Source organism: Roseibium aggregatum IAM 12614, from assembly GCF_000168975.1.
Lineage (GTDB): Bacteria > Pseudomonadota > Alphaproteobacteria > Rhizobiales > Stappiaceae > Roseibium > Roseibium aggregatum.
Genome location: NZ_AAUW01000007.1, coordinates 94,836 through 120,715 on the forward strand (window position 1 = coordinate 94,836; position 25,880 = coordinate 120,715).

General features: G+C 57.8%; 18 protein-coding genes, 1 tRNA gene and 2 pseudogenes. 5 read left to right on the forward strand and 16 right to left on the reverse strand.

The window, feature by feature from the left end; translation table 11 throughout:
• Window positions 1-34: 34 nt before the first annotated feature.
• The 5 genes and pseudogenes from SIAM614_RS11100 to SIAM614_RS11115 form a co-directional block, all read right to left on the reverse strand.
• Window positions 35-1,378 (reverse strand): pyruvate dehydrogenase complex dihydrolipoamide acetyltransferase, encoded by a 1,344-nt coding sequence (locus tag SIAM614_RS11100; protein ID WP_040439897.1) that lies wholly within the window; start codon window positions 1,376-1,378, stop codon window positions 35-37.
• Between the two features lie 16 nt (window positions 1,379-1,394).
• A pseudogene (locus SIAM614_RS11105) lies at window positions 1,395-2,435 on the reverse strand (pyruvate dehydrogenase complex E1 component subunit beta); the annotation flags it as partial.
• A 112-nt stretch (window positions 2,436-2,547) separates the two neighbouring features.
• Window positions 2,548-2,803: pseudogene (locus tag SIAM614_RS33530) on the reverse strand (biotin/lipoyl-containing protein); the annotation flags it as partial.
• Window positions 2,804-2,817: 14 nt separating this feature from the next.
• Window positions 2,818-3,867, reverse strand: a complete 1,050-nt coding sequence (pdhA, locus tag SIAM614_RS11110) for a pyruvate dehydrogenase (acetyl-transferring) E1 component subunit alpha (RefSeq protein ID WP_006934546.1) — start codon at window positions 3,865-3,867, stop codon at window positions 2,818-2,820.
• A gap of 175 nt (window positions 3,868-4,042) precedes the next feature.
• Window positions 4,043-4,384, reverse strand: coding sequence for an FtsB family cell division protein (locus SIAM614_RS11115; protein ID WP_157139798.1), 342 nt, complete (start codon window positions 4,382-4,384; stop codon window positions 4,043-4,045).
• A gap of 124 nt (window positions 4,385-4,508) precedes the next feature.
• Here SIAM614_RS11115 and SIAM614_RS11120 point away from each other — a divergent pair, with 124 nt between their 5' ends.
• Window positions 4,509-5,165: a protein-L-isoaspartate(D-aspartate) O-methyltransferase gene (locus tag SIAM614_RS11120; protein WP_006934548.1), complete on the forward strand. Its 657-nt coding sequence runs from the start codon at window positions 4,509-4,511 to the stop codon at window positions 5,163-5,165.
• Window positions 5,166-5,311: 146 nt separating this feature from the next.
• Here the strand turns inward: SIAM614_RS11120 and mfd are convergent, their stop codons facing one another.
• Together mfd and SIAM614_RS11130 are read right to left on the reverse strand one after the other, a co-directional pair.
• On the reverse strand, window positions 5,312-8,797 hold the full coding sequence (gene mfd / locus SIAM614_RS11125) for a transcription-repair coupling factor (protein ID WP_006934549.1): 3,486 nt from the start codon (window positions 8,795-8,797) through the stop codon (window positions 5,312-5,314).
• Window positions 8,798-8,814: 17 nt separating this feature from the next.
• The gene (locus SIAM614_RS11130) at window positions 8,815-9,123 is read right to left on the reverse strand and encodes an FAD assembly factor SdhE (RefSeq protein ID WP_040439968.1); all 309 of its coding nucleotides are present in this window, start codon (window positions 9,121-9,123) and stop codon (window positions 8,815-8,817) included.
• A 238-nt stretch (window positions 9,124-9,361) separates the two neighbouring features.
• Between SIAM614_RS11130 and recG the strand changes: the two genes are divergently transcribed.
• Window positions 9,362-11,464 carry an ATP-dependent DNA helicase RecG gene (recG, locus tag SIAM614_RS11135; RefSeq protein WP_006934551.1) on the forward strand — a complete coding sequence of 701 codons (2,103 nt, stop codon included), beginning with the start codon at window positions 9,362-9,364 and terminating at the stop codon, window positions 11,462-11,464.
• Window positions 11,465-11,639: 175 nt separating this feature from the next.
• Here recG and SIAM614_RS11140 read toward each other — a convergent pair whose 3' ends face one another.
• Window positions 11,640-12,377 carry a DUF502 domain-containing protein gene (locus SIAM614_RS11140; RefSeq protein ID WP_006934552.1) on the reverse strand — a complete coding sequence of 246 codons (738 nt, stop codon included), beginning with the start codon at window positions 12,375-12,377 and terminating at the stop codon, window positions 11,640-11,642.
• Window positions 12,378-12,520: 143 nt separating this feature from the next.
• Between SIAM614_RS11140 and SIAM614_RS11145 the strand changes: the two genes are divergently transcribed.
• Window positions 12,521-12,919: a YbaN family protein gene (locus SIAM614_RS11145; RefSeq protein WP_157139799.1), complete on the forward strand. Its 399-nt coding sequence runs from the start codon at window positions 12,521-12,523 to the stop codon at window positions 12,917-12,919.
• A 17-nt stretch (window positions 12,920-12,936) separates the two neighbouring features.
• Here the strand turns inward: SIAM614_RS11145 and SIAM614_RS11150 are convergent, their stop codons facing one another.
• The 3 genes from SIAM614_RS11150 to glmU all read right to left on the reverse strand — a co-directional run bounded on the left by SIAM614_RS11150 (window position 12,937) and on the right by glmU (window position 16,686).
• On the reverse strand, window positions 12,937-13,383 hold the full coding sequence (locus SIAM614_RS11150; protein WP_006934554.1) for a GNAT family acetyltransferase: 447 nt from the start codon (window positions 13,381-13,383) through the stop codon (window positions 12,937-12,939).
• A 3-nt stretch (window positions 13,384-13,386) separates the two neighbouring features.
• Complete coding sequence (glmS, locus tag SIAM614_RS11155; RefSeq protein WP_006934555.1) at window positions 13,387-15,213, reverse strand: glutamine--fructose-6-phosphate transaminase (isomerizing); 1,827 nt, start codon at window positions 15,211-15,213, stop codon at window positions 13,387-13,389.
• Between the two features lie 117 nt (window positions 15,214-15,330).
• Window positions 15,331-16,686 (reverse strand): bifunctional UDP-N-acetylglucosamine diphosphorylase/glucosamine-1-phosphate N-acetyltransferase GlmU, encoded by a 1,356-nt coding sequence (gene glmU / locus SIAM614_RS11160; RefSeq protein WP_006934556.1) that lies wholly within the window; start codon window positions 16,684-16,686, stop codon window positions 15,331-15,333.
• A gap of 878 nt (window positions 16,687-17,564) precedes the next feature.
• On the opposite strand from glmU, the gene SIAM614_RS31970 reads away from it, so the two are divergent.
• The gene (locus SIAM614_RS31970; protein WP_157139800.1) at window positions 17,565-18,137 is read left to right on the forward strand and encodes a hypothetical protein; all 573 of its coding nucleotides are present in this window, start codon (window positions 17,565-17,567) and stop codon (window positions 18,135-18,137) included.
• 76 nt (window positions 18,138-18,213) lie between these two features.
• On the opposite strand, the gene SIAM614_RS11170 is transcribed toward SIAM614_RS31970, so the two are convergent.
• The 3 genes from SIAM614_RS11170 to SIAM614_RS11180 form a co-directional block, all read right to left on the reverse strand.
• The gene (locus SIAM614_RS11170; protein ID WP_040439898.1) at window positions 18,214-18,954 is read right to left on the reverse strand and encodes a cytochrome c biogenesis CcdA family protein; all 741 of its coding nucleotides are present in this window, start codon (window positions 18,952-18,954) and stop codon (window positions 18,214-18,216) included.
• A 126-nt stretch (window positions 18,955-19,080) separates the two neighbouring features.
• On the reverse strand, window positions 19,081-20,079 hold the full coding sequence (locus tag SIAM614_RS11175; protein ID WP_006934560.1) for a TAXI family TRAP transporter solute-binding subunit: 999 nt from the start codon (window positions 20,077-20,079) through the stop codon (window positions 19,081-19,083).
• A 411-nt stretch (window positions 20,080-20,490) separates the two neighbouring features.
• On the reverse strand, window positions 20,491-20,784 hold the full coding sequence (locus SIAM614_RS11180; protein WP_006934562.1) for a hypothetical protein: 294 nt from the start codon (window positions 20,782-20,784) through the stop codon (window positions 20,491-20,493).
• A 371-nt stretch (window positions 20,785-21,155) separates the two neighbouring features.
• Between SIAM614_RS11180 and SIAM614_RS11185 the strand changes: the two genes are divergently transcribed.
• Window positions 21,156-21,231 (forward strand) — tRNA-Lys (locus SIAM614_RS11185).
• Between the two features lie 240 nt (window positions 21,232-21,471).
• Here the strand turns inward: SIAM614_RS11185 and SIAM614_RS11190 are convergent.
• Window positions 21,472-24,627 carry an efflux RND transporter permease subunit gene (locus SIAM614_RS11190; RefSeq protein WP_006934565.1) on the reverse strand — a complete coding sequence of 1,052 codons (3,156 nt, stop codon included), beginning with the start codon at window positions 24,625-24,627 and terminating at the stop codon, window positions 21,472-21,474.
• Window positions 24,628-25,788: an efflux RND transporter periplasmic adaptor subunit gene (locus SIAM614_RS11195; protein WP_040439899.1), complete on the reverse strand. Its 1,161-nt coding sequence runs from the start codon at window positions 25,786-25,788 to the stop codon at window positions 24,628-24,630.
• Window positions 25,789-25,880: the final 92 nt, after the last annotated feature.

Below are 25,880 nucleotides of genomic sequence, written 5' to 3' on the forward strand. Positions count from 1 at the left end.
CGGCGCGGCGTTGCCGCCGCGCCTGAGATGAGGCTTAGACAAGCATGCTCATCGGGTTTTCGATGTAGCCCTTGAAGGCGGCGAGCAGTTCGGCGCCGAGCGCACCGTCCACGCAGCGGTGGTCGGTGGAAAGCGTGACGCTCATCACCGTGGCAACCGCCAGTTCGCCGTTCTTCACCACAGGGCGTTTTTCGCCGGCGCCGACGGCCAGAATGGTCGCGTGCGGCGGATTGACGACGGCCGAGAAGTTCTTCACGCCCATCATGCCCATGTTGGAGACCGCAGTGGTGCCACCCTGGTACTCTTCCGGCTTCAGCTTCCGCTCTTTCGCCCGCTTGCCGTAATCCTTCATTTCGTTGGAAATGACGGAAAGCGGCTTTTCTTCCGCGCGGCGAATGATCGGCGTGATCAGGCCGCCCGGGATGGAGACAGCGACACCGACATCGGCATGCTTGTGCATGACCATGTTTTCGTCGGTCCAGGAGACATTCGCGTTTGGAACATCGCGAAGGGCCAGGGCCAGAGCCTTGATCGTCATGTCGTTGACAGACAGCTTGTAGGCCGGCTTGCCTTCCTTGTCCTTCGCGGCAGCATCGTTGAGCTGTGTACGAAGTGCCAGAAGCGCGTCGAGTTCACAGTCCACCGACACATAGAAGTGCGGAATGGTCTGCTTGGACTCGGTGAGACGCTTGGCGATGGTCTTGCGCATGCCATCATGCGGCACGAGTTCGTAGCTGTCCTTGTCGAACAGTTTGAGCACCTGATCCGCAGACGGCCCGGCTGCCGGTGCCGATGCGGCAGCCGCAGCCTTGGGAGCTTCTGCAGCAGCAGGAGCTGCCTTGCCCGTGCCGGCAGCAAGGGCTTCTTCGATGTCGCGCTTGACGATCCGGCCATGAGGACCGGAACCGGAAAGCGCTTTCAGGTCGAGACCATTCAGCTTGGCAAGGCGCCGGGCAAGCGGCGACGAGAAGATGCGGTCGCCATCGGCGTTCTTGGGAGCCGGAACCGGATCCGTGGCTGCCTTGGCTCCAACTTCGATCGCCGACGAGCTTTCCGGAACAGCTGGCACCTTGTCGCCACCGGACTTTTCTGCCGGAGCAGAACCACCCGAAGTGTCGATGGCACTGGCATCCTCACCGTCTTCCAGAAGAACGGCAATCAGCTCATTGACCTTCACGCCTGCGGTTCCCGCAGGCACGACGATCTTGCCGACCGTTCCTTCATCAACGGCTTCCACTTCCATGGTCGCCTTGTCGGTTTCAATCTCGGCGATCACATCGCCTGCCGAAACCTGATCGCCTTCCTTGACCAGCCATTTGGCCAGGTTGCCCTCCTCCATGGTTGGAGAAAGGGCCGGCATGGTAATATTGATTGGCATGTCCGTCTCCCTGGCCTCAGGCGGTGTAGGTTACGGCTTTAACCGCATCGATGACTTCGCCAACATTTGGCAGAGCCAGCTTTTCCAGGTTTGCGGCGTACGGCATTGGAACGTCCTTGCCGGTTACGCGAAGGATCGGGGCGTCGAGATAGTCGAACGCCTTTTCCTGAACCTGGTAGGCGATTTCCGATGAGACAGAGCACATCGGGAAGGCTTCTTCGATCGTCACTATCCGGCCCGTCTTGCGCACGGATGCCAGCACGGTGTCGATGTCCAGCGGACGGATGGTGCGCAGGTTGATGACTTCGGCGGAGATGCCCATGCCGGCCAGCTCTTCCGCCGCCTTCATGGTGTAGGTCATGCCGATGCCCCAGGAAACAAGTGTCACGTCCGTTCCGCCACGTTCCACCTTGGCCTTGCCGATCGGCAGGACGAAGTCGTCCATGTCCGGAACTTCGAACGAATGGCCGTAAAGGATCTCGTTCTCCAGGAAGATAACCGGGTTCGGGTCGCGAATGGCCGCTTTCAACAGACCTTTTGCGTCCGCTGCCGAGTAGGGCTGAATAACCTTCAGGCCAGGCACATGAGCATACCAGGAGGCATAATCCTGTGAGTGCTGAGCTCCGACGCGAGCCGCAGCGCCATTCGGACCACGGAACACGATCGGCGCGCCCATCTGGCCGCCGGACATGTATAGCGTCTTGGCTGCGGAGTTGATGATCTGGTCAATCGCCTGCATGGCGAAGTTGAAGGTCATGAACTCGACAATGGGCTTCAGACCGGCCATCGCAGCGCCAACACCAAGACCGGCAAAGCCATGTTCAGTGATCGGCGTATCGATGACGCGTTTGGCGGAAAACTCGTCAAGCAGGCCCTGGGTGATCTTGTAGGCACCCTGGTACTCGGCAACCTCTTCCCCCATGACGAAGACGTCGGGATCGCGGCGCATTTCCTCTGCCATGGCATCGCGCAGAGCTTCGCGCACGGTGGAGGACTTCATCTTTGTGCCTTCCGGAACTTCCGGATCGTCGGCAGTCTCCGGCGCAGGTGCAGCCGGTGTTGGCGCGGACGCGACAGCCGGAGCGCTCGAGGAACTCGAAGCGCTGAAGCTTCAGCCTCGGCAGGAGCCGGCTTTTCTTCGGCAGGCTTCTCCCCGCTGGCGTTGATGGCACTGGCGTCTTCGCCCTCAGCCAGGAGAACGGCAATCTTGGCGTTCACCTTGACGTTGTCGGTGCCTTCGGCAACCAGAATCTTTCCAAGCGTGCCTTCATCGACCGCCTCGACCTCCATGGTGGCCTTGTCGGTCTCGATTTCGGCGATCACATCGCCTGCGGAGATGGTGTCGCCCTCGGCCTTGAGCCACTTGGCGAGCTTGCCTTCTTCCATTGTCGGCGAAAGCGCCGGCATCAAAATGTCAATCGGCATGTTGTCCCCCGGCCTTAGAGCAGAATGTCGGTGTAAAGTTCAGACGCATCCGGTTCCGGATCGGTCTGGGCAAATTCGGCGGCTTCCGCGACCCGGGCACGCACTTCCTTGTCGATCGCCTTCAGATCGTCTTCGGAAGCCCATCCCTTGTCCATGAGGCGTGCACGCACCTGCTCGATCGGGTCGTGTTCGGTCCGCATCTTCTGGACTTCGTCCTTGGAGCGGTATTTCGCCGGATCCGACATGGAGTGTCCACGGTAGCGGTAGGTGATCATTTCGAGAATGAACGGTCCCTTGCCTTCACGGCACCATTCCAGGGCCTCTTCAGAGGCTGCCTTGACGGCGCGAACATCCATCCCGTCGACCTGTTTGCCCGGAATGTTGAAAGAGGCACCGCGCTGGGAGAGGTCGGTTGTGGCGGATGCGCGGGCAACGCTGGTGCCCATGCCGTACTTGTTGTTCTCGACCACATAAACGACCGGCAGCTTCCACAGTTCGGCCATGTTGAAGCTCTCGTAGACCTGGCCCTGGTTGGACGCACCGTCGCCGAAGAAGGCCATCGCCACGTTTCCGTTCTCACGGTACTTGTTGGCAAAGCCGAGACCGGTGCCGAGGGACACCTGGGCGCCGACGATGCCATGGCCGCCATAGAAATGTTTCTCCTTGGAGAACATGTGCATGGAGCCGCCCTTGCCTTTCGACAAGCCACCGCGACGACCGGTCAATTCCGCCATCACGCCTTTTGGATCGAGGTCCATCGCCAGCATGTGGCCGTGGTCCCGATAGCCGGTGATCATCTGATCGCCGTCTTTCTTGGCCATCTGCATACCGACGACGACAGCTTCCTGTCCAATATACAGATGACAAAATCCACCGATCAGGCCCATACCGTACAATTGTCCGGCTTTTTCCTCAAAACGGCGGATCAGAAGCATTTCGCGGTAAGCGTGAAGTTCTTCGTCCTTATCGAACTCGGCGATTGCAGGCTGCGCCTTCTTGGCGGAGCCGCGTGTCCGGCTGGTGCTCTTCGAGCTAGCGGAAGTGGTCTTTGATGCTGTGGCCATAACCCTCATCTCGGCGTGACGTTTCCCCTAAGATAGGTAGGAGCAACTTATCCGGTTGGGTCTGTCAATCCAATCCATGCATCTCGCACTGCAACAATTGAACGAAGTTCATGTTATTGCAGGAGAATATTTGATTTAACTGATTTATTGTTAATCTGGAAGAATGAACCAAAAATCAGTTCATGCTGTAACGATGTCCCGGACGCAGTACAACCAGCTCGTCAGGATGGACCAGATTGAGATTGAGCCTTGCGCGCTCATCCAGCATGTCCGGATCGAGGCTCTCCGGCCGAAGCAGGCTGACCTTGGCAACCAGCTCCTGACGCTGCGCGGTCAGGACGGCCAATTCCGATTCAAGTTCCGACACCTGTCGCTCGATCATGGCACGACCAACCATGCCAAGTTCGCCGCTCATGGCATGGAAGCCAAAATAGCCGAGCGCCGCAATAGCGATTGCGGGCGTGATCAACCGGCGGAGAAAGGATTGTTTTCGCTGACGGGTAGCTGCTCGGGGCACTCTTTGGACCTTAACGCTGATACACTGGCCTCTTGGTTCTCCCAATATGCGGTCTTAGGTTTAATAGAGTCTTGAGACAGCCAATCAAATGCACGGTAAATTTGTACCCGGCAGGAGCAGCCTTATGGATCAATTCGCGTCCGCGCGCGCAGAAATGATCGAACAACAGCTACGGATTCGCGGTATTCGCGATGAGAGGGTCCTTGCTGCCATGGCCAATGTACCGCGTCACCTGTTCGTTCCCGAGGACCAGAAAAGCCAGGCTTATCGGGATGGCCCGCTCTCAATCGGCCAAGGCCAAACCATTTCCCAACCCTATGTGGTGGCCCTCACCTGTGAACTCCTGGAAATCGCCAAAAACGGCAAGGTTCTTGAAGTTGGAGCGGGGTCGGGCTACGCGGCAGCCGTGCTTGCTCAGTTGGCACAAAAGGTCATCGCGCTCGAGCGCCTTCCGGACCTTGCCCGGCTGGCCCGGAAAAATCTGGCGAAGGCCGGTTGCAGCAATGTCGAGGTCCTGTGCACCGACGGAACTCTAGGCTGCCCCTCCGAAGCGCCTTTTGACGCTATCGCTGTTGCCGCAGGCGCGCCAACGGTTCCAGACTCTCTCAAAAAACAACTCAAGGTTGGTGGGCGACTTGTAATTCCGGTTGGCCGGTCAAGACGGCAACAGGATCTGATACGGGTGCAACGGCTCTCTGAAACAGAGTGGAAAACGGACAATCTCGGTGCAGTCGCCTACGTGCCGCTGGTTGGCGCCGAAGGCTGGTCGACTGGAGATTGACGCGTGGCGGCGTTCTTCCTTCCAGCATTAGCTGCCTCTACCCGCACGTCTTCTCCACATGTCATTCCAGAGAAGTTTGGCTAAGCAGCTTGCTGATCGAGCCCCCTGAGACCAGCATGAGATTTGGAAGGGAACCAAGCACGGCCTCAAGCAGCAGCGAGCCGCGCCAACTTCGTCAGCACCGTTGCGGTGCCTTTCAGACGCGCGTCGGTTTTCTCCCAGTCGCGTGTCAAAACCACCTTCTGATCCGGCCTGATCTTCGCAAGCACACCCTGTTCGGCAATATAGGAAACGAGCCCCGCCGGATTGGAGAATTCGCTGTTGCGGAACGTGATGACGATCCCCTTTGGACCGGCATCGACCTTTTCGACATTGGCCTTGCGGCAAAGCCCCTTGATGAAGACGATCTTGAGGAGATGCTGCACTTCTTCCGGTAGCGGCCCAAAGCGGTCGATCAGCTCTGCACCAAAGGAGTCGATTTCCTCCGACTCGGTGACATCGCCCAAACGGCGATAAAGCTGAAGGCGCAGTTGCAGGTCGGCGACGTAATCCTCCGGGATAAGAACCGGTGTGCCGATGTTGATTTGCGGCGACCATTGCTCGTCGCCGAAATCCGCTCCGCCATCCTTGAGCTGGGCAACCGCCTCTTCCAGCATCTGCTGGTAAAGTTCGAAGCCGACTTCCTTGATGTGGCCGGACTGCTCTTCCCCAAGCAGGTTCCCTGCCCCGCGAATGTCGAGATCGTGGCTTGCCAACTGGAAGCCCGCACCGAGCGTTTCCAGAGACTGCAGAACCTTCAGCCGTCTCTCGGCGGTTGCCGTCAACGTCTTGTTGGCCGGAACCGTGAAGAGCGCATAGGCACGGGTCTTGGACCGGCCGACACGGCCCCGCAACTGATAGAGCTGCGCAAGTCCGAACATATCGGCCCGGTGCACGATCAATGTGTTGGCCGTCGGGATATCCAACCCGGATTCCACGATCGTCGTGGACAGCAGAACGTTATACTTGCCCTCATAAAAGGCATTCATGACGTCTTCCAGCTCGCCCGGAGGCATCTGGCCATGGGCGACCGCTACCTTCAGTTCGGGCACCTGATTTTCCAGGAACTCAAGACGCTCGGCGATATCCGCCAGGCGCGGACACACATAGAAGCTTTGCCCACCACGATAATGCTCACGCAGAAGTGCTTCGCGAACCACCAGCGGGTCGAAGGGTGAGACGAACGTCCGCACCGCCAGACGGTCGACCGGCGGCGTTGCGATCAGCGACAGTTCGCGCACACCTGTCAGTGCAAGCTGCAGTGTCCGCGGAATCGGCGTTGCCGAAAGCGTCAGCACGTGAACGTCCGACTTCAGCTCCTTCAGCCGTTCCTTGTGCTTCACGCCGAAATGCTGTTCCTCGTCGATGATCAGAAGGCCCAGGTCACGAAACTCGATGGACTTGCCCAGCAAGGCATGGGTGCCGACGACAATATCGACGGACCCATCGGCGATGCCCTTCTTGGTGAGGTTCAGTTGCTTGGTCGGCACCAGGCGTGAAGCATGGGCGACATTGATCGGCAGGCCGTGAAAGCGCTCTGAGAAGGTCTTGAAGTGTTGACGCGCCAGAAGGGTCGTGGGAACCACCACCGCCACCTGCCGGCCGGACATGGCGGCAATGAATGCGGCACGCAGCGCAACTTCCGTCTTGCCGAAGCCGACGTCACCACACACAAGCCGGTCCATCGGCCGGCCAGACGACAGGTCCTCGAAAACGGCATCAATGGCCGTGAGCTGATCGTCTGTTTCCTCGTACGGGAACCTTGTTGCGAACTCGTCGTAGACGCCTTCCGGCGTTTCCACCACCGGCGCGGTCTTGAGCGCACGCTGCGCCGCCGTCTTGATCAGCCCGTCGGCAATTTCCAGAATGCGCTTCTTGAGCTTGGCCTTTCGTGCCTGCCAGGCACCGCCACCAAGCTTGTCGAGCTGCGCTTCCTGATCTTCCGAACCATAGCGGGACAGAAGCTCGATGTTTTCGACCGGAAGATAGAGTTTGTCGCCGCCGGCGTATTGCAGTTCAAGGCAGTCGTGCGGCGCACCGACCGCTTCGATGGTCTTGAGGCCGATGAATCGGCCAATACCGTGGTCGACGTGAACGACAAGATCGCCTTCCGAAAGGCCTGTCGCCTCGGTGATGACATTGGCGCCCTTGGCCTTGCGGCGTGACTTGCGCACCAGCCTGTCGCCAAGGATATCCTGCTCGCCAATGAAGACCACGTCTTTGAGCTCGAAACCGTGCTCGATGCCAAGAACGCAAAGCGCTGTCGTTTTTGCTGGAAGGTCCTCAATGTCCTTCAGCGTGTCCGCGTTCTTGACCCCTCCAAGACCATGATCTTCGAGGATCTGACCAAGACGGTCCCGCGAGCCTTCCGACCAGCAGGCAATCACCGTGCGTTTGCCCTGCTTTTGCAGGTCGCGCACATGGGTTGTCAGCGCGTCGAAAATATTGATGTCGCCCGCAGCCCGCTCGGCTGCGAAACTGCGTCCCTGGCGCCCGCCCAGTTCGACAATCTTCTTGCCGGTGCCTGGCGGCGGCGTAAAGGGATCAAGCGCGGCGCTTGCCCTGTCGGCAACAGCTGCCCGCCATTCCTCTTCGGTGAAATAGAGACTGGCGGGCTCCACCGGCATGTAAGGCACCGTTCCGGCGCTTGTCCCCATTTCACGCGCTTCCTGGCGCGCGCGATAATATTCGTTGACCTGATCGACCCGCTCCCGCACCGCATCGCTCATGCTGGTGTCGAGCACGACAGGTGTGTCACCGATGTAATCGAACAGGGTTTCCAGCCGGTCATGGAACAGCGGCAGCCAGTGCTCCATGCCTGCGTACCGGCGGCCGTCGCTGATCGATTGATAGAGCACGTCCTCGCGGCTGGCCGCACCGAAATTCGCCAGGTAGGAACGACGGAAGCGCGAGATCGCTTCCTCTGACAGGACGACCTCGCTCATCGGAACCAGATCGAGCCGCTTGAGCTGCTTGGAGGTCCGTTGCGTTTCTGAATTGAAGGACCGGATCGACTCCAGCGTATCGCCGAAGAAATCGAGCCTCACCGGCTCTTCCGCACCGGGCGCAAACAAATCGACAATGCCGCCACGCACCGCATATTCGCCGGTTTCACGCACCGTTGGAGTGCGCGAAAAGCCGTTCATTTCCAGCCAGGCCGAAATCGCCGCCATGTCCACCCGGTTTCCCGGTGCCATGGAAAAGGTCTGGTCGGCCATGAAGGAGCGCTCGGGAACGCGCTGTAAAGCCGCGTTGAGCGTTGTCATCAGGACGGTTTTCTTGCCGTCCTTGATGCCACGTGCAAGTTGGCCGAGCGCCAGCAGACGGCGCGCGCTGATGGCCGGATTAGGTGAGACGCGGTCGTATGGCAGGCAGTCCCAGGCGGGAAGCTGCAGGATTTCGACTGACGGGTCGAAAAACTGAAGCGCTTCACTGACCATGGCCATGCGCGTGGCATCGCGCGCGACGAACACCAGGGCAAGGCCCTGCGCGCCGGTTTCGGCAAGCAGCCTTGCAAGTGCGTAGCTTTCAGCGCCATCCGGAACGCCGGCAAGCGTCACGTTGGCCTGATCCTTCAGCAGGCTGTCAAACACGGCTGGTGTCCTTGTTGTTATTTAACGAACCCGGCCGGACCGGCCGCTTCGTGGTAGGCGATGATGCGTCGGTAAAGCGGCCCATCCCACTCCTGCGGCAAGGGTTTGCGCCCGGTCATCCAGGCGTAAAGATCCTGGTCATGCGCAGTCAGCAGATGTTCGAGTTCTCGCAGCTCTTCTTCCGACAGGCTGTCGATCTTGGCATCGGCAAAGCCGCCCAACAGCAGGTCCATCTCTTTCATGCCCCGATGCCAGCACCGAAACAGTATTTTCTTGCGCCGGGAATCCCGTTCGCCGCCATTGGTATCGACTTGCGTGCCGGACATTTCGGACATGTGAAACAGACCTATATGAAGTGAACCGGCTTGCGGCGAAGGCAGATCTGCTTTCAGCGGGCAAGCCGGACGTGTGAATTCGTGCCGGTTATATAACGCCAGAGTTCGAGCTTGTCAGCGCCCAGTTCACAGAATGTTCTATTTGTTGCGCAGCGCTCCGCCTTCGTGGCAAAACAGGGGTCCCTGACGCCTGACGTCCTGCCACCTTTCAAAGGTTTACACGCCAAACATGCGCCCGCCGGTCCTCGATCCCCTGTTTGCCCCGGTTTCGACCCTGCCCGGAATCGGGCCGAAGATCGAGAAACTCGTTTCGGGCCTTGTCGGCAGCCAGCCGGACCGCGACGCGACGGTTGCAGACCTGCTCTTTCATATTCCCCACAGCCTGATCGATCGGCGCCACCGCCCGGGCATCGCCTATTCGGAAAATGGCGACATCGTTACACTGGACGTCACCATTGGTCGGCACATGGCACCGCCCCGGCATTCAAAGGCGCCTTACCGGATCAACGCATTCGATGAGACCGGGCAGATCACCTTCGTATTCTTTCACCCGCGCCGCGATTGGCTGGAAAAAACCTTTCCCGAAGGCGAGCGCAGAATCGTTTCCGGCAAGGTTGAATGGTTCAACGAACGACCACAGATGGTGCATCCGGACTATTCGCTGAAACCTGAAGAAGCGGAAGAAATGCCGGCAATCGAGCCGGTCTATCCCCTCACTGCCGGATTGGCCTCCAAAACCCTGCAAAAGGCTGTTCGAGCCGCAGTCGACCGTATTCCGGTTCTTCCGGAATGGTTGAATGAGGCACATCTTCACCAGACAGGCTGGCCGGACTTTGGTGAAGCCCTGAAAACGCTGCACGCCCCCCATGAACGCAGCGACCTCGAGCCTGCCTCACCTTACATGCAGCGCCTCGCCTATGACGAATTGCTCGCCAGCCAACTGGCCCTTGCCATGGTGCGCGCGCATATGCGCACGCTTGGCGGCATTGCCCGCAAACCGAAAGGAGATTTGCAAAAAGCGGTTATCGCGGCCCTTCCCTTTCAATTGACCGGCAGTCAGGCAAAGGCAATTGAGGAAATAAACGAAGACCTCGCCAAACCTGTGCGCATGTTACGGCTCTTGCAAGGCGACGTCGGTGCCGGCAAGACCGTGGTTGCGCTCGCTGCCCTGGCACAGGTGATCGAAACCGGTGCCCAAGGAGCCCTGATGGCACCGACTGAAATCCTCGCCCGCCAGCACTATGCGTCGATGTTGCCGCTATGCCAAAAGGCCGGCATTCGCCTTGCCCTGATGACCGGAAAGGACAGCCAGAAGGAACGTCGCATCCGGCAGGAGCAGCTTGACGCCGGAGAGATTGACCTCGTGGTCGGCACCCACGCCCTTTTCCAGGGGAGTGTAACCTTCCGCAACCTCGCCATGGTCGTCGTCGATGAACAGCATCGCTTCGGTGTCCATCAGAGGCTCGCTCTTTCCGCCAAGGGAAATGGCGTCGATGTTCTGGTAATGACCGCGACCCCGATCCCGCGAACACTGGTGCTGACCGGCTTCGGCGACATGGATGTCTCGCGCCTGACGGACAAGCCGGCGGGCCGAAAGCCGATCACAACCGTCTCGGTCTCATTGGACCGCCTGGACGAAATCATCGGCCGGGTCGGCGCAGCGGTCGCCGACGGGCAGAAGGTCTACTGGGTGTGTCCGCTGGTGGAAGAGTCCGAAAAGATAGATCTCGCCGCTGTCGAAAAACGCCACCGCGTTCTGGAACATGCTCTCAGACAGCGGGTTTCGCTGGTCCACGGACGCATGAATGCCGACGAGAAGGACGCCGCGATGGCGGACTTCAAGTCGGGAGTAACCAAGGTGCTGGTGGCAACCACCGTCATCGAAGTCGGCGTCGATGTGCCTGATGCCACGATCATCGTTATCGAACACGCCGAACGCTTCGGCCTGGCCCAATTGCATCAGTTGCGCGGCCGGGTTGGCCGCGGCGACAAGCCTTCCTCCTGCGTCCTTCTTTACAAGGGACCGCTTGGTGAAACGGCCGGCGCACGGCTCAACATCATGCGTCAGACCAACGACGGCTTCCTGATCGCCGAAGAAGACCTGAAGCTCCGCGGCGGTGGTGAAATTCTCGGCACACGCCAGTCGGGAACACCAGGTTTTCGCATTGCGCGAGCCGATGAACACGCCGACCTTATGGAAGTTGCCCGCGACGATGCCCGGCTGATCCTTGAACTTGATCCCGATCTGAAAACAAAACGCGGCGAAGCCCTGCGGTGCCTGCTGTATCTGTTCGGACGGGACGCTGCCATCAGGCTGCTTCGGGCAGGATGACTGGTTTCAGAATGCTGTAAACCCCGAAACGAGTCCTGGAGAAAACCACCCAGCTTGCATCGGTCAAAACATCGCTCGCGCTGAGTAACGTAGCGCGTCGAACCATTCCCATTCCATTCGGAAAAGGAACCTGTCAACAAGGGGTAAAACTGGCTGATCACGCAGGAAAAAACACTCAGGCGTCTTCGGACGTTCTCACCCGTTCCAGTTGGACGGGATCGACGATATCGTCTGCCAGTATTTCCGGGTATTTCGGATTGACCAGGCCGGCCGAGATCACGAGCTTAGCGGCGTCCTCGACGCTCATGTCCAGCTCGATGATATCTTCCTTCGGCACAAACAGCAGAAATCCCGACGTCGGGTTCGGCGTTGTCGGCAGGAACACGGAAAGCGTATCGGCCTTGTCCTTGAGCCTGCGTTCCACTTCGCCCTTCGTGTCGGTGGAAATGAACACGATTGCCCAAAGGCCGCGACGTGGATATTCGATGAGCGCAGCCGTTGTAAAGCTGCTTCCACGTTCATCAAGAACTGTCTCAAAAATCTGCTTCAAGCCACTGTAAATATTCCGAACAAGCGGCATTCGGCCAACGATCTTCTCGCCAACCGAAATGAAACTGCGGCCAAGAAAGTTGGCCGCTAGAAACCCGACCATCGTCAGCACGAAGACTGCGACGATGAGCCCGAAACCGGGTATCGGAAACGGCAGATAGGTGTCCGGATTGTAGAGTTTGGGCACGAATGGTTTGACCCAACCGTCAACCCATTTGATGAAGGTCCAGGTCAGCCACAGGGTGATGCCGATAGGGCCGGCGATGACCAGGCCCGTCAGGAAGTAGTTACGAATACGCGTTGTGGCACGCGTCCGATGGCCTATCTTGTTGGCCTCTTCTGTTTTATGTTTGTATCGGCTCATGGGTTAAACCAGAAACTTCCCTGTCTGTGCTCGTCTTTTAAACTGACCTGCACTTAGATAAGCATCTTTATCGCAGCGCGGTATCTTTCGCTCGATTTATTTTTCAGCGATATATTCAAATTGTGCCGGATTTGGAGGCAGTGTTGCGGCGGACCACGTTCAAACTTCTGGGAACCGGATGCGTCGGCCTCGGGATTGTCGGCGCATTTTTACCTATCCTGCCAAGCACCATCTTTTTCATTCTGGCCGCAGCCTGCTTTGCCAGGTCATCTCCCGCGCTCGAAGCCCGTATACTCAAGCACCCCATTTTCGGGCCACCCGTAGTCGCTTGGCGTGAGCATGGAGCTATCCCGCCCAAAGCAAAGATCTTCGCCGTTTCCGGCATGACCTTCGGCTACTTCGTCTTCTATCTGTCAGCCCATCCTGGCCTATGGCTTGCGATAGGTGTCGGACTGTTCATGATCGGCTGCGCCGCCTACGTTCTGTCGCGTCCATCCGGACCAGGCAGCACTCCGCCTGACGGCTGCAAGGATCCGTCCTGATCTTTAGGGTGTAGACCCTAGGGCTGGGTGTCCGGAATGAGCCTCTTGCCCAAGGATACGGCTTTTTCTTCCGCATACCCCAGTTGTTCGTAGAACCGCAGAACCTTTTCATTGCCCTGACGCACCATCAGGTTGATCTTCGGGCACCCACGCGCGGTCAGGAAGGCCTCACAGCGGCTCATCAGCATCTTGCCTAGTCCTGCCGTCTGGTAATCAGGATCGACAGAAAGATAGTTAATCGACCCGCGATGGCCGTCATACCCGGCCATGACGGATCCAATCAGCCTGTCTCCGCGCAGCAGCACGAAAAAAGCACCGTTTTCGTCAGTCAACTTGCGGTCGATGTCCTTGTCCGGATCGTTCCAGGGACGCGTCAGACCGCACTTCTCCCAAAGCGCGATCACTTCGCTCCTGAACCGCTCTTCGAACGGCAGAACCCGGTCGTCTCTGCTTGCGCCATCCATGGATCATTCGACCGTTACGGATTTTGCCAGGTTCCGCGGCTGGTCGACATCTGTGCCCATGAACACAGCTGTATGATAGGCAATAAGCTGAACGGGAAGTGCGTAGATGATCGGCGCGACAATGTCGGACATGTCCGGCAGGATGACCGTGTTTTCAGCAGCATTGCCGCATTCCGTCGCGCCGCGTCTGTCGGTGATCAGCACGATCCGTCCGCCGCGTGCGGCCACTTCCTGCATGTTGGAAACGGTCTTCTCGTAAATCGCGTCAAAGGGTGCAATCACGAAAACCGGCATGTTTTCGTCGATCAGCGCAATCGGCCCATGCTTCAGTTCTCCTGCGGCATATCCTTCTGCGTGGATGTAGGAGAGTTCCTTGAGCTTGAGCGCCCCTTCCAGCGCAAGCGGGAAATTGGTTGCCCTGCCAAGATAAAGCGCGTTGCTCGCCTTGGAGAGCGGATGCGCCAGCTTCTCGATGTCGCTCTCGCAGGCCAGAGCCTTGAGTGCGAGGCTCGGAACTTCCGTCAACTCGGCGACCAGCTCCTGTTCCCGCTCGGGCGTCAGGACGCCGCGTTCCCGTCCGGCCTGCAGGGCGAGCGCGGCCAGCACTGCAAGCTGACAGGTGAAAGCCTTGGTCGAGGCAACGCCGATCTCCGGTCCCGCAATAGTCTGGAAAACCCTGTCGGCTTCCCGGGCAATCGTGCTTTCCGGTACGTTGACGATTGCACCGATCGTGGCACCATTCGCCTTGCAATACCGCAGCGAGGCCAGAGTGTCGGCGGTTTCACCGGACTGGGAGATCACCAGCGCCGTGTCCTTGTCGCTGACAGGCGTTTCCCGGTAGCGGAACTCGCTGGCAATGTCGATTTCCACCGGCAGGCGGGCGTATTTCTCGAACCAGTATTTGGACACCAGACCAGCAAGGTAAGCCGTTCCGCAGGCAGTGATGATCAGCCGCGACAGGTCCTTGAACTTCAGCTCTTCGGCCCCTTCGACCCTTGCACGTTTTGTCGTGTAATCGAAATAGCGGGACAGCGTATGGCCAAGAACTTCAGGCTGCTCGTGGATCTCCTTGGCCATGAAATGCTTGTAATTGCCCTTGTCCATCAGGCTGGAAGTGACAGACGACTTGGCCTCAGGGCGGCTGACGGGCTGGTTGTCCTGATCGAAGATCTGAACACCCGACCTCGTGATGACTGCCCAGTCTCCTTCATCGAGATAGGTAATCCGGTCGGTAAACGGCGACAGGGCGATGGCATCCGAGCCGAAGAACATTTCGCCGTCACCATGACCAACCGCAAGCGGTGAACCCTTGCGGGCTCCGATGAGAAGATCGTCTTCACCGGAAAACAGCATTGCGAGTGCGAAAGCGCCCTTCAGGCTCGGCAGAACTTCTGCGACGGCATCCTTCGGTGACAGTCCTTTTGCCATCGCCAGGTTGACCAGATGGGCCACGACTTCAGTATCTGTTTCCGTATCCAGCACCGCGCCGGCGGCAACGATTTCCTCACGCAGTTCCAGATAATTTTCGATGATGCCGTTATGAACGACAGCAACCGAGCCGGCCTGATGCGGATGGGCATTGGCTACCGTCGGCGCACCATGTGTGGCCCACCGCGTGTGCCCGATGCCGGACATGCCCATCAGAGGTGATTTTTCCAGAACCGCTTCCAGGTTGCGGAGCTTGCCTTCAGCCCTGCGGCGCACGATGGCCCCGTCCACCAGAGTGGCAACGCCAGCAGAATCGTAGCCCCGGTATTCCAGACGCTTGAGCGAATCCACAATCCGCGGCGCCGCATCAACCGTTCCCAACACGCCAACAATGCCACACATGCATTAAGCCCTTTAAAAATGGATCTACTGGACCGCACTGCTTTAGACGAGAGTGCCAATCAATCAGAAATCAATCCCTGTTTCAGAAAATGACAGGGGTCAAAAATTGTTTAAACGTCAGGATTTGGCGCTCTTGGCCGCCTGCAGCCGTTCGCGCAACTCCTTTGCCCTGCCTTCCTTCACGGTCTGGCGCGCCCGCCCGAAAGCCATGGAATCCGGTCCCACATTGTCCGTGATGACACTTCCCGCAGCAACAAACGTGCCATCGCCGAGGGTTACTGGCGCAACGAGTGTTGAGTTGGATCCGACAAAGCTGCCGGCTCCGATGTCCGTGCGGTGTTTCAGGTACCCATCGTAATTGCAGGTGATCGTGCCCGCGCCGATGTTCGACTTGGAACCGACGCTGGCATCCCCGATATAGCTGAGATGATTGGCCTTGGCGCCGTCGCCGAACGTTGCGTTTTTCACTTCCACGAAATTGCCGACGCGGGTATCGGCTCCAAGGACCGCGCCAGGCCGCAATCGCGCATAGGGACCAACAACACTGTTTTCACCGACGCTTGCACCTTCCAGGTGACTGAAGGCCCTGATTCTTGCTCCGGCAGCAACCTTCACCCCCGGGCCGAAGACCACGTTTTGCTCAATGACACAATCCGCTTCCAGAACCGTGTCGTGAGAAAAGAAAACCGTGTGCGGCGCCAGCATCGTACAGCCGTTTTCCAACGCAGCTTGGCGCATTCGGTCCTGGAAATCCGCTTCACAAGCAGCCAGTTGCGCACGCGTGTTGATGCCTTGCGTTTCTACTTCCGAAGCGGAAACCGCGACAACTTTCAAACCCCGAATGTTGGCGATTTCAACCGCATCCGTCAGGTAGAATTCGCTCTTGGCATTGGCATTGCCTATCGCATCCAGCAGCGAGAGTGCATGTTTGCCTGAAAAGCCCATGATGCCGGAATTGCAGAATGTGATCTTCCGCTCGTCGTCCGAAGCATCCTTTTCTTCCCGAATGGCAATCAGCCAGCCGTTTTCAGTCACCAGCCGCCCGTAACCGAACGGGTGACGGGCTTCAAACCCGAGCACGGCAACATCCGCGCCTTCTGCCAAAGCGTGGCGGACTTTTCCAATCGTCTCCGAGGTTACCAGCGGTGTATCGCCAAACAGGATCAGAACATCATCGGAGGTCGTATTCAGCGCAAAACGCGCGGCAAGAGCCGCATGTGCCGTCCCCAGCCGCTCGTGTTGAACGTGGCAAGTCGCCTCTGGCGCCAAAACCCGCACCAGCGTTTCAAGCTCAGGCATGTCTGGCCCGGTCACCACTGAGATCCTCTCGGATCCAGCTTGCTTCAACGCCTTGACCACATGCCCGACCAAAGGCAAGCCGCCAATCTCGTGCATGACCTTGGGCAGGTTGGATTTCATCCGGGTGCCGAGCCCGGCGGCCAGAACAATCGAAAGGCAAGAACGGGAAGTCATCAATGGTCCACTGTCAAATATCCGGGCATCGCCCACATGTGTCGGCCTCTATATGCCCCGATCCACAGAACATTGAAAGATCTGACTTCCGGAGTGTTCGAGTTTGCTTTTCATTAACCATAATACACACCTGATGGGGTATCTTCTTTGAGATTCGGTTTCAGGTGCGGAAAGCAGGACTTTTGGCAAAGCGGAAGGCACAAAAATCTGTTCGGGACATTGTCCGGGATACATTCACGCCTTCGCGTGTCGGCCTGCTTTCGTGGGCGTTTGCCGCCGTTAGCATGGGCACTGTCGGACTTGCGTCCTACCAGTTCAGCAACGCTCCGGAGCAGTTCACCCCGAAATTCGACTTTCCTACTGGCTTGCCCCTTCCTCCGATGGGAGGCGTCGGAACGACGGCCTCCATCTCAACGTCTTCAGGCAGAGAATTGCCGATTGAGGTCATGCAGTTGCCTGATGGGGGCAAAGACGCTCCCCTGCCCGACCTGAGCCAAAGCCAGATAGAAGTGCTGCAAAAGGAAATCGTCGGATTGCGCCGGCGCCTTAGCGCATTAGCCGAACAAAATGTCGCGTATTCGCGGCGCATCGCGGCGCTGGAAAAGGAAGCGGCCGTTTCGAACTCGTTCGGATCAGGCACCACAGTCATGAACAGTGGTGAACCGCCAGAACCGGGTCCCGGCATAGTTCGCACTGAATCGGCGACGGCGAACCCGAAGGCGTCAATCCCCGTTCCACCCGCGTCTCCTAAAATGAAAGTTGAAGTAATCAAGCCGGTTCCGGCAGCTCCTGCGGCTCAAGATCAAGCGAGCCGGAAGGATCCATCTCCGGAACGCGAGCCGGAGGCTTCCAGGGTCCCGCCGAGGATGATCAGCATCGTGACCGGAACAGATCCGTCCATTGCACCTTCTGAAGATTTCAATCCGGCCGAACCTGTCCGGATCGTTGAGCTGCCTCGGGTCAACCTGCCAGCCCCGGGTGAGGCACCAGAGGCAACTGGATCCATCCCCCTGACGGCGGAGGAAAACACGCCTTCTCCTCTGCCAACTCCGGATGCGTTCGATGCAACGCCGACTCAAACGACCAGCAGACCGACGGTGGTCATACCTTCAAGACCGGCCGGACGGCTGAGCGGTGGCGGCGACAGCAAACTGAAGCGTAGCGATTTCGGGGCGATCATCGGCCACTACAGCTCCACGGCTGCTGCCGCGAAAGCCTGGGCTGATTTCAAGAATCAAAACGCGGAACGTATGCGCGACCTTCGCCCGCTTCTGATGGAACGGACCACGCCAAAAGGCGGCATCGCCTTGATGGTGGGCCCCTTTGCAAATGCGGCAGATGCCGCCGTTGCATGCCTTCAGCTCCTGGATGTCACGGAACTCTGCCACCCGGCCCTGTTCGCGGGCGACCCGCTTGTGACCGCGGCTGAGTTTCGCGACACGGCGTTTTAAGCCTGCTCAATCCCCGGTGCCTGATTTGACGCGCCAAAGCGCCAAATCTCTTCCGTGCTGTTAGTAAATGACTGCGTTACCCGATCGTCTGAAGCGCGGGAAACGTCTCCAGCAGCCAGTAGGACAAAACTGCCATCTGTCCGGTCAGGAACATGACCCCAGTCAGAACAAGCACTCCGCCCATGGTTTTTTCAACCGCGCCCATATGTTTGCGGAACTTCCGCATGAATTTGAGAAACGGCGACGCGAAAAGCGCAGCAATCAAGAACGGGACACCGAGGCCAAGCGCATAGGCACTCAGGAGAAGAGCCCCCTGCCCGACAGTTTCCTTGCCGCCCGCGACAAACAGAATGGCAGCCAGAATGGGACCGACACATGGCGTCCAGCCAAACCCGAAGGCCAGGCCGATCACATAGGCACCGAGCGGCCCCGCAGGCTTTTTCTCCACATGAACACGCGCTTCCTTGTAGAGCATGCCGATACGGAAAACGCCCAGGAAGTGAAGCCCCATGACGATGATTGCAGCCCCTGCAATGTAGCTCAGATAGTCCAGATAGGCGCGAATGAACTGGCCCAGGAAACTGGCCGTCGCCCCCAACAGGACGAACACCGTTGAAAAACCGAGCACAAAAAACAGCGCGCTGAGAAAAACGCGTCGCGAAGCTGCGTTGCTATCTTCGGCTTCACCAGTCAGTTGCTCCAGCGACACGCCGGCCAGGAAGCCGAGATAGGGCGGCACGAGTGGCAAAACGCATGGCGAGATAAAAGATAGAACGCCGGCAAGCGCAGCGCCTATGATGGTGACTTCCTGGATCATTCGACATTCCGGTTATTTTGGCGGCCCGGCAGGTATTCCGGTGAGGCTTGGGGCGACCTTCTTAGCCGCTTACCAAGGTTGACCAAAGACACAAGTGCTCACCATTTGGAGAGCACGTTCGCCCGGTCAGTCTTCCTGCGCCGGCGCGGTTACGGGCACTAGGCCTTTTTCCTGGAAATAGGTCAATGCGCCAGGATGTAGCGGCGCAGGCATCTTGTAGGCCACCAGGTCCGTTTCGGTCAGGCCACCCAAAGCCGGGTGCAGCCGCTTGAAGCTGTCAAAATTCTCAAACACAGCTTTCACGAGTGTCGTGACGATCTCTTTCGGCATGCGCGCAGATGTCACGAAGGTCGCGACAACACCGAAAGACTCAACTGGTTGAGCAAGGCCATAAAGGCCTGCTGGTATCTCGGCGGGCATATAGTAAGGGGCCTCCACCACAAGCGCATCGATTGCCTTGCCTTCTATTCCGATCAGGCGAATGTCGCAGCGCGCCTGCGTTTCCTCGATCAAGGCCGCCGGATGGCCGATAAGTTCGAAATAGGCATCGATCCTTCCAGAACACAGCGCTTCCGACAGTTCGGAAGTCTTGAGTTCCTGAAGGCCCTCCTGATCGGCCTCCGTCCAGCCCAGCCTGCTGATAAGGGCATTCCAGGAAGCCGCCGATCCGGATCCTTTGCTGCCGATATTTACTCTCGCTTCTTTCAGATCATCGAATTCCCGATAAGAAGAGCCCTCGCGAACGGCAATGGTCGCGACCTCGGCATGGAGGGAGAAAATGGAGCGCAGCTCCTCGAAAGGTCCGTCTTTTTCGAAGGCCGATGTTCCCAGATAGGCATGGTGCTGCCAGTCGGACTGGACATAGCCGAAATCGATTTCACCGGAGTGAATTTTCCCGATATTGGCAATGGAGCCGAGTGTGGTTTCGACAGAGCAACGAACACCGTGCCCAGCTCGGGTCATATTGACAATTTTGCACGTTGCGCCGCCGGACGGATAGTAGACGCCTGTCACGCCGCCGGTGCCGATTGTAATGAAATGCTGTTCGCCTGCCTTGGCAACTCCAAGCGCACCACCAACAAACAGCAAACCTGCGCCAAGGATAGTTGAAAGTCGGGTGTGCATTGGATTGAAACCAGGCAACTGGCGCCTCAAACAATTCTTTGAAAAAACGCTCTCCAGTAGCTTTGCCAAATGTTCCGCCCTTCTGCCACTCACCAGAAGCGGCATCCCTCTCCAACTGACCAGCGCAGCGAAAGCTACCAGGGCATTTGGGAACCCGCATCGTGTTTCCAATCAACCTATGGCGCTGTTTACGCACCAAACGCGATATCCAAGGAGTAGCAAAGGTGACAAGGGAACACCAGTTGGCACCAACCGGTTCAAAAACAAGTTACCGGAACAGATGAACAGGACCGGTAATGCCTAATATTTCAAAAGGGAATTCTCTCAGTTCAAACAGGTTTCGTTTCATCATAGCCGCGCAATGAAATATGCCACGGCCCCCTACCCTGGGCCGGCCATATTGCAGCAAAATCAGTTGGTACGCCCTCCCCTGATAACTTCAAAAAGCTTGCCTTTAAGCTCAGCTTCTTCATCTCCGTCGCGGAGCCCCTGGCGCCACTGATCGAGGATCAGACGCAACCCGAGCGTTTCCCGGCTATGCGGCAGATCCCCGATAAACGACGCGAAAAACAGGTCTAGCCGTTCCCGGTCGATCAAGCCCTGGTCGATCAACCCGTGAATCAGCGTCATCGTCGCTGCGATGTGCCCTTTCACGAAATCGAACTCGACGGAGCTCGTATGGGTGTCGATTGTCGTAGTGTGCATGTAACCTCTCATGTATCCGAGAACGTTACCTCACCTGACTTTATTGCGCTACCTGACAGTTTTCGCAGGAGAATGATCGTTATTTTCTTGGAGGCGAAACTCCGCAACTATACTTTTCAGTATTAAATCGTATTACGCAGGATAATACTAACAGGACCGAGTCTAACACTTCCCAAAAGAGGTATCTCAGTTCATCACTATGCGAATTTGGCAGGGTGTATCCAGCAACGGTCAGCCAACAACACCGATTTTTCCTAGCCTGTTGAAAAAATCGATTTTGCCTCTTGCATTGTCCTCAAGCTCGGCCTAAACACACGCCACCAACGCGGTCGCGCTGCAACAACGCACTGAACCGCTTCGGAAATTGGTGAGAGCCGATAGCTCAGCTGGTAGAGCAACTGACTTTTAATCAGTAGGTCCAGGGTTCGAACCCCTGTCGGCTCACCAATATTTCCAAAGTCTTAGCCCTAAAAATTTTAAGCTTGCAATATCTGCTGCTATGCTGAATCAGCAGCGAACTAATTCTGCTGTTTGCATTGACCGCGGAGCACCACTCTGGGTTCTTATCTTCCCCGCCTCTGATCCAAAATATAAAACCGGGCAATCCGTTCGGATCACCCGGCTTCAGTTACCTAACGTAATTTCCAAACAACGCAAACCGCTTTGCGAATTGAAAATATTGTACGATCAGGACGTGACAGGTTCCTGTGTGGCCTGCCCTTTTCCTTTCCCGCCGAACCAGCCTTTGACCGTTTCACGCATGGTCTGCATGTTCACGTATAGAATCGGGATCATCAGAATACCGATGCACGTTGCAAACAGCATTCCGCCGAACACCGCGAAGCCGATGGCTTTCTGACTGGCAGCACCAGCGCTCGAGGCCGTCATGAGCGGCACGACTCCCAGCAGGAACGAAAGAGCCGTCATCATCACGGCCCTGAAGCGAAGATGCGCCGCTTCAACGGCAGCATCCCTGATGGTCTTGCCGTCATCCCGCTGTTCCATCGCGAATTCCACGATCAGGATGGCATTCTTCGCGCCCATCCCCACCAGCATGATCATTCCGATCTGCGTGTAGAGATTGACATCCCCTCCTGTCACGAACACCGCCACAAGCGCACCGAGGATCGCGAATGAAACCGACATCAAGATCGCAATCGGCATTGTCCAGCTTTCGTACTGGGCGACCAGAAACAGATAGGTGAACAGGATCGACAGGAGCAGGATGAAAAGGACAATCTGCCCCGATCCCAGCTGCTGCAAGGCTGTTCCCGTCCATTCGAGCGTATAGCCGGACGGAAGGGCCTGAGCCCCGGCGGCATTGACTTCGTTGATCACCACCCCGGTGGATGCGCCAGGTGCCGGATCCGCCATCACAGCGGCCGCCCTGAACATGTTGTACCGGGTCAGGATCTGAGGCCCGAGCACATTCTGCGTCGTAAGAATGCTGCGCATGGGCACCATGGTACCGTCGCTGGCGCGTACATACAGCGCTCCAATATCCTCCACCCGATCGCGGAACTTGCCCTCTGCCTGGATCATGACCTTGTAGACGCGGCCAAAGATGTTGAAGTCGTTGATGTAATAAGACCCCAGATAGGCCTGCAGCGTGGTGAAGACGTCCGAAACGTTGACGCCAAGCGTCTTGGCTTTTTCGCGATCGAGATCGACGAAAACCTGCGGCACATTGGCCCGGAAGGTCGAATAGGCTCGGCCCACTTCTGCGCTCTGGTTGGCAGAGTAGATCATCGAACCAAGCGCTGATGCCAGATCCTGCGGCGAACCGCCCCCGGTCTGTTGCAACATCACCTGAACACCGCCAGTCGTACCAAGGCCCGGAATCGGCGGGGGATTGAAGGCGATGATATTTGCGCCAGGAATGGTCGAGAATTCCGCCCAGAATTTCGCAAGGATCGCGTTGATACGCAGATCCGGCGCCTGACGGTCTTCCCAGTTCTTCATGGTGGCAATCACCAGCGCCGCATTGGAGGACGTAGCGCCGTTCAGGATCGAGTAGCCGTTCACGATGACAACGTCTTCGACACCCGCCGTCTTGGATGCCAGTTCAACCACCTGTTTGGTGACGGTTTCAGTCCGCTGCAGCGAGGCTCCGTCCGGAAGCTGAACGTCGACCATCAGGTACCCCTGATCTTCCGAAGGCAGAAAGCCTTGCGGCAAAGATCCGCCAAGCGTGACGATCAGAGCAACCGCACCGGCAACAACAACCAAGCCTACGATGGCGAAACGGACGAGACGGCGAATGACGGCGGTATAGCCATTTCGGACCGACGTGATCCCCCGGTCGAACAGCCCCATGATGCCGCGCGGCGGGCCGGAGCGTGCCTTGAGGATCAGTCCGCAAAGTGCCGGCGACAGCGTCAACGCGTTGATCGAGGAAATGAGCACCGAGACCGAGATCGTCACTGCGAACTGCGAATAGAGACGACCCGTGATGCCCGGCATGAAGATTGTCGGAACGAACACCGCCAGAAGCACCAGCGTGGTGGCGATCACCGGGCTGGTGATCTGTTCCATGGCCTTGGTGGTGGCTTCCTTCGGTGACAAACCTTCATCTGAAATGATGCGTTCCACGTTCTCCACGACAACGATCGCATCATCCACCACGATACCGATCGCCAGCACGAGAGCGAACAGCGAAATCGTATTGAGCGTCATGCCGAGTGCGAGCAGCACGGCAAAAGTACCGATCAGCGACACCGGAATAGCGACAGTGGGGATGATCGTTGCCCGCCAGTTCCCAAGGAAGATGAACACCACCGAGACCACCAGAAGGAAGGTCAGGAACAGGGTGGTGATAACGTCGTTGAGGGAGGCTTGAACGAAATCCGTGGTGTTGAAGGGAACGCCGTATTCCATGTCCGGCGGAAAGTTCTTGGCCAGATCGTCGAGACGTGCGAGCACGTTTTGCGAAACCTGAAGCGCGTTTGCGCCAGGGGCCTGATAGATCGCCAGAACGGTGGACGGCTTGCTGTTGTATTCGCCCGAGGCATTGTAAACCTGCGCGCCGAGTTCCACCCGGGCAACGTCGCCAATCGTTACAACGGCGCCATCAGCCCCCGTCCGCAAGACGATCTGCTCGAACTCTTCCGGCGACGACAAGCGCCCTTTCGCCTTGATGGTGTATTGGAACTGCTGCCCGTCCGGGACGGGAGGCGCACCAATCTGACCGGCAGCCACCTGAATGTTCTGGTCGCGCACGGCAGTAATGAAATCGGTCGGCGTCATGCCAAGGCTGGCAAGCCTGTCCGGATCGAGCCAGATGCGCATGCCATAGGAAAAGTCGGTCATCACGTCCGCACGACCGACACCTGGGACGCGGGCAAGCGAGTCCTTCAGGTTGATCGAGGCGTAGTTCGACAGGAAAACCGGATCGTAACTGCCATTTGGCGAAAACAGCGTGATCACCAGCAGCATGTTCGTGCTGGCCTTTTGCACCGTCACACCGTTGTTGGTCACATCGCTCGGCAACTGGCTGTTGGCCTGGCTGACCCTGTTCTGCGTGTTGACCGTGGCAATGTCCGGGTCTGTTCCGACCGCAAAAGTGACGTTGAGAGAATAGTTGCCGCTGTCGTTACTCGTCGACTGCATATAGATCATGTCGTCGACGCCGTTCACCTGCCCCTCGATGGGGGCGGCTACGGTTTCTTCCAGCACTTCAGCGTTTGCGCCGGTGTACGTCGCGGAAACGTTGACGACCGGCGGCGTAATATTCGGAAACTGTTCGACTGGAAGCGACAGATAGCCGAGCACACCGGCAATCGTGATCACAATGGAAATGACCAGCGCGAATTTCGGCCGGTAGATAAAAAAGCGTGAAAACATTTAGCTTTTCTCCGCCGGCTTGGAAGCAAGGACCGGGTTGACGACGACACCGGGGCGCACTTTCTGCAAGCCTTCGACGATGACCTCGTCGCCTTCTTTCAGACCCTTGGAGACAACGAAATTCGTGCCCTCCTGCTGACCCAGTGTCACATAGCGCTGTTCGACTTTTTTGTCCGGTGTGATTGCGAGCGCGAACGCCCCTTCCTGATCCCGCTGAATTGCAGCCTGCGGAACAACAAGAGCGGTTTCTGTCTTCGGGGCTTCAAGGACCACGGTGACATATGTCCCGGAAATCAGCCGGATGTCCTTGTTGGCGAACTGACCGCGGAACGAAATCGTTCCCGTTGCCGTGTCGACCTGATTGTCGATGAAAACGATCTTGCCTTTTTCGTCATAGTTTTGGCCGTTGGGCAGCACCAGCCTGAGATCTGGAGATTCCTCCGGCGTGATATCGGCCGGATTGATGCCGTGGGTCTTGACCGCGTTCAGATATTGCGACTCGCTGACGGAAAAATTGACGTAAACGGGCGCCAGGCTGATCAGGCTACCAAGAGAGCTGGTCCCTGGCCCGACAACCTCGCCAACGCTATAGGTGGTCTTTCCGAGTTGCCCGTCGAACGGGGCGGAAATGTCGGTATAGCTGAGGTTGAGTTCGGCCTCCTGAAGAGACGACTGTGCCGCTTCAACCGATGCTTCCGCCTGTTGCTTCTGAGCCAGGGTCGCTTCATACGCTGCCTCGGAAAGGTGTCCCTTGTCTCTCAGGTCCCTGTCACGCTTTTCATCTGCCGCCTTCAGCGCCGCGTCAGCCTTTGCGCTTGCAAGATCCGCCTTGGCCTTAGTCAAAGCCGCCTGATACTGCGCCTTTTCAATGGTGAACAAGAGGTCGCCCTTCTTGACGACGGAGCCGTCGGCAACGGCCTTCTCTTCCAGGAACCCCTTGACGCGCGCCATCAGATCGACCTTGTCGATGGCAGCAACCTGTCCGACGAAGCGGGCACTTTGACGAATATCCTGAGACTCGATCTTGGCAACGCTTACCGATGGTGGTGGCGCTGCCGGGGCAGCCTTTTGCTTGTCGTCAGAGCAGCCGGCCAACAGCACCGAAGTGGCAGCAACCAGTGCAAGCGTGCGAGGGAGAGAGGCAAAAGGCATAAAAGTCATTCGTGAACTCCGCAGTCCGACCATCAGGTCAAGGCGCATAATTTGGAGATCACTATAAAAGGACTGGTTGATTCAACAAGAGAATAGTGCCC

Coding starts and splice junctions, on each gene's coding strand:
- SIAM614_RS11100 (WP_040439897.1), bottom strand. CDS start 1,378: ATGCCAATCAATATTACCATGCCGGCCCTTTCTCCAACCATGGAGGAG.
- pdhA (WP_006934546.1), bottom strand. CDS start 3,867: ATGGCCACAGCATCAAAGACCACTTCCGCTAGCTCGAAGAGCACCAGC.
- SIAM614_RS11120 (WP_006934548.1), top strand. CDS start 4,509: ATGGATCAATTCGCGTCCGCGCGCGCAGAAATGATCGAACAACAGCTA.
- SIAM614_RS11130 (WP_040439968.1), bottom strand. CDS start 9,123: ATGTCCGGCACGCAAGTCGATACCAATGGCGGCGAACGGGATTCCCGG.
- recG (WP_006934551.1), top strand. CDS start 9,362: ATGCGCCCGCCGGTCCTCGATCCCCTGTTTGCCCCGGTTTCGACCCTG.
- SIAM614_RS11140 (WP_006934552.1), bottom strand. CDS start 12,377: ATGAGCCGATACAAACATAAAACAGAAGAGGCCAACAAGATAGGCCAT.
- SIAM614_RS11150 (WP_006934554.1), bottom strand. CDS start 13,383: ATGGATGGCGCAAGCAGAGACGACCGGGTTCTGCCGTTCGAAGAGCGG.
- glmS (WP_006934555.1), bottom strand. CDS start 15,213: ATGTGTGGCATTGTTGGCGTGTTGGGAACGGTTGATGCGGCGCCGCGG.
- glmU (WP_006934556.1), bottom strand. CDS start 16,686: ATGACTTCCCGTTCTTGCCTTTCGATTGTTCTGGCCGCCGGGCTCGGC.
- SIAM614_RS11170 (WP_040439898.1), bottom strand. CDS start 18,954: ATGATCCAGGAAGTCACCATCATAGGCGCTGCGCTTGCCGGCGTTCTA.
- SIAM614_RS11175 (WP_006934560.1), bottom strand. CDS start 20,079: ATGCACACCCGACTTTCAACTATCCTTGGCGCAGGTTTGCTGTTTGTT.
- SIAM614_RS11180 (WP_006934562.1), bottom strand. CDS start 20,784: ATGCACACTACGACAATCGACACCCATACGAGCTCCGTCGAGTTCGAT.
- SIAM614_RS11190 (WP_006934565.1), bottom strand. CDS start 24,627: ATGTTTTCACGCTTTTTTATCTACCGGCCGAAATTCGCGCTGGTCATT.
- SIAM614_RS11195 (WP_040439899.1), bottom strand. CDS start 25,788: ATGACTTTTATGCCTTTTGCCTCTCTCCCTCGCACGCTTGCACTGGTT.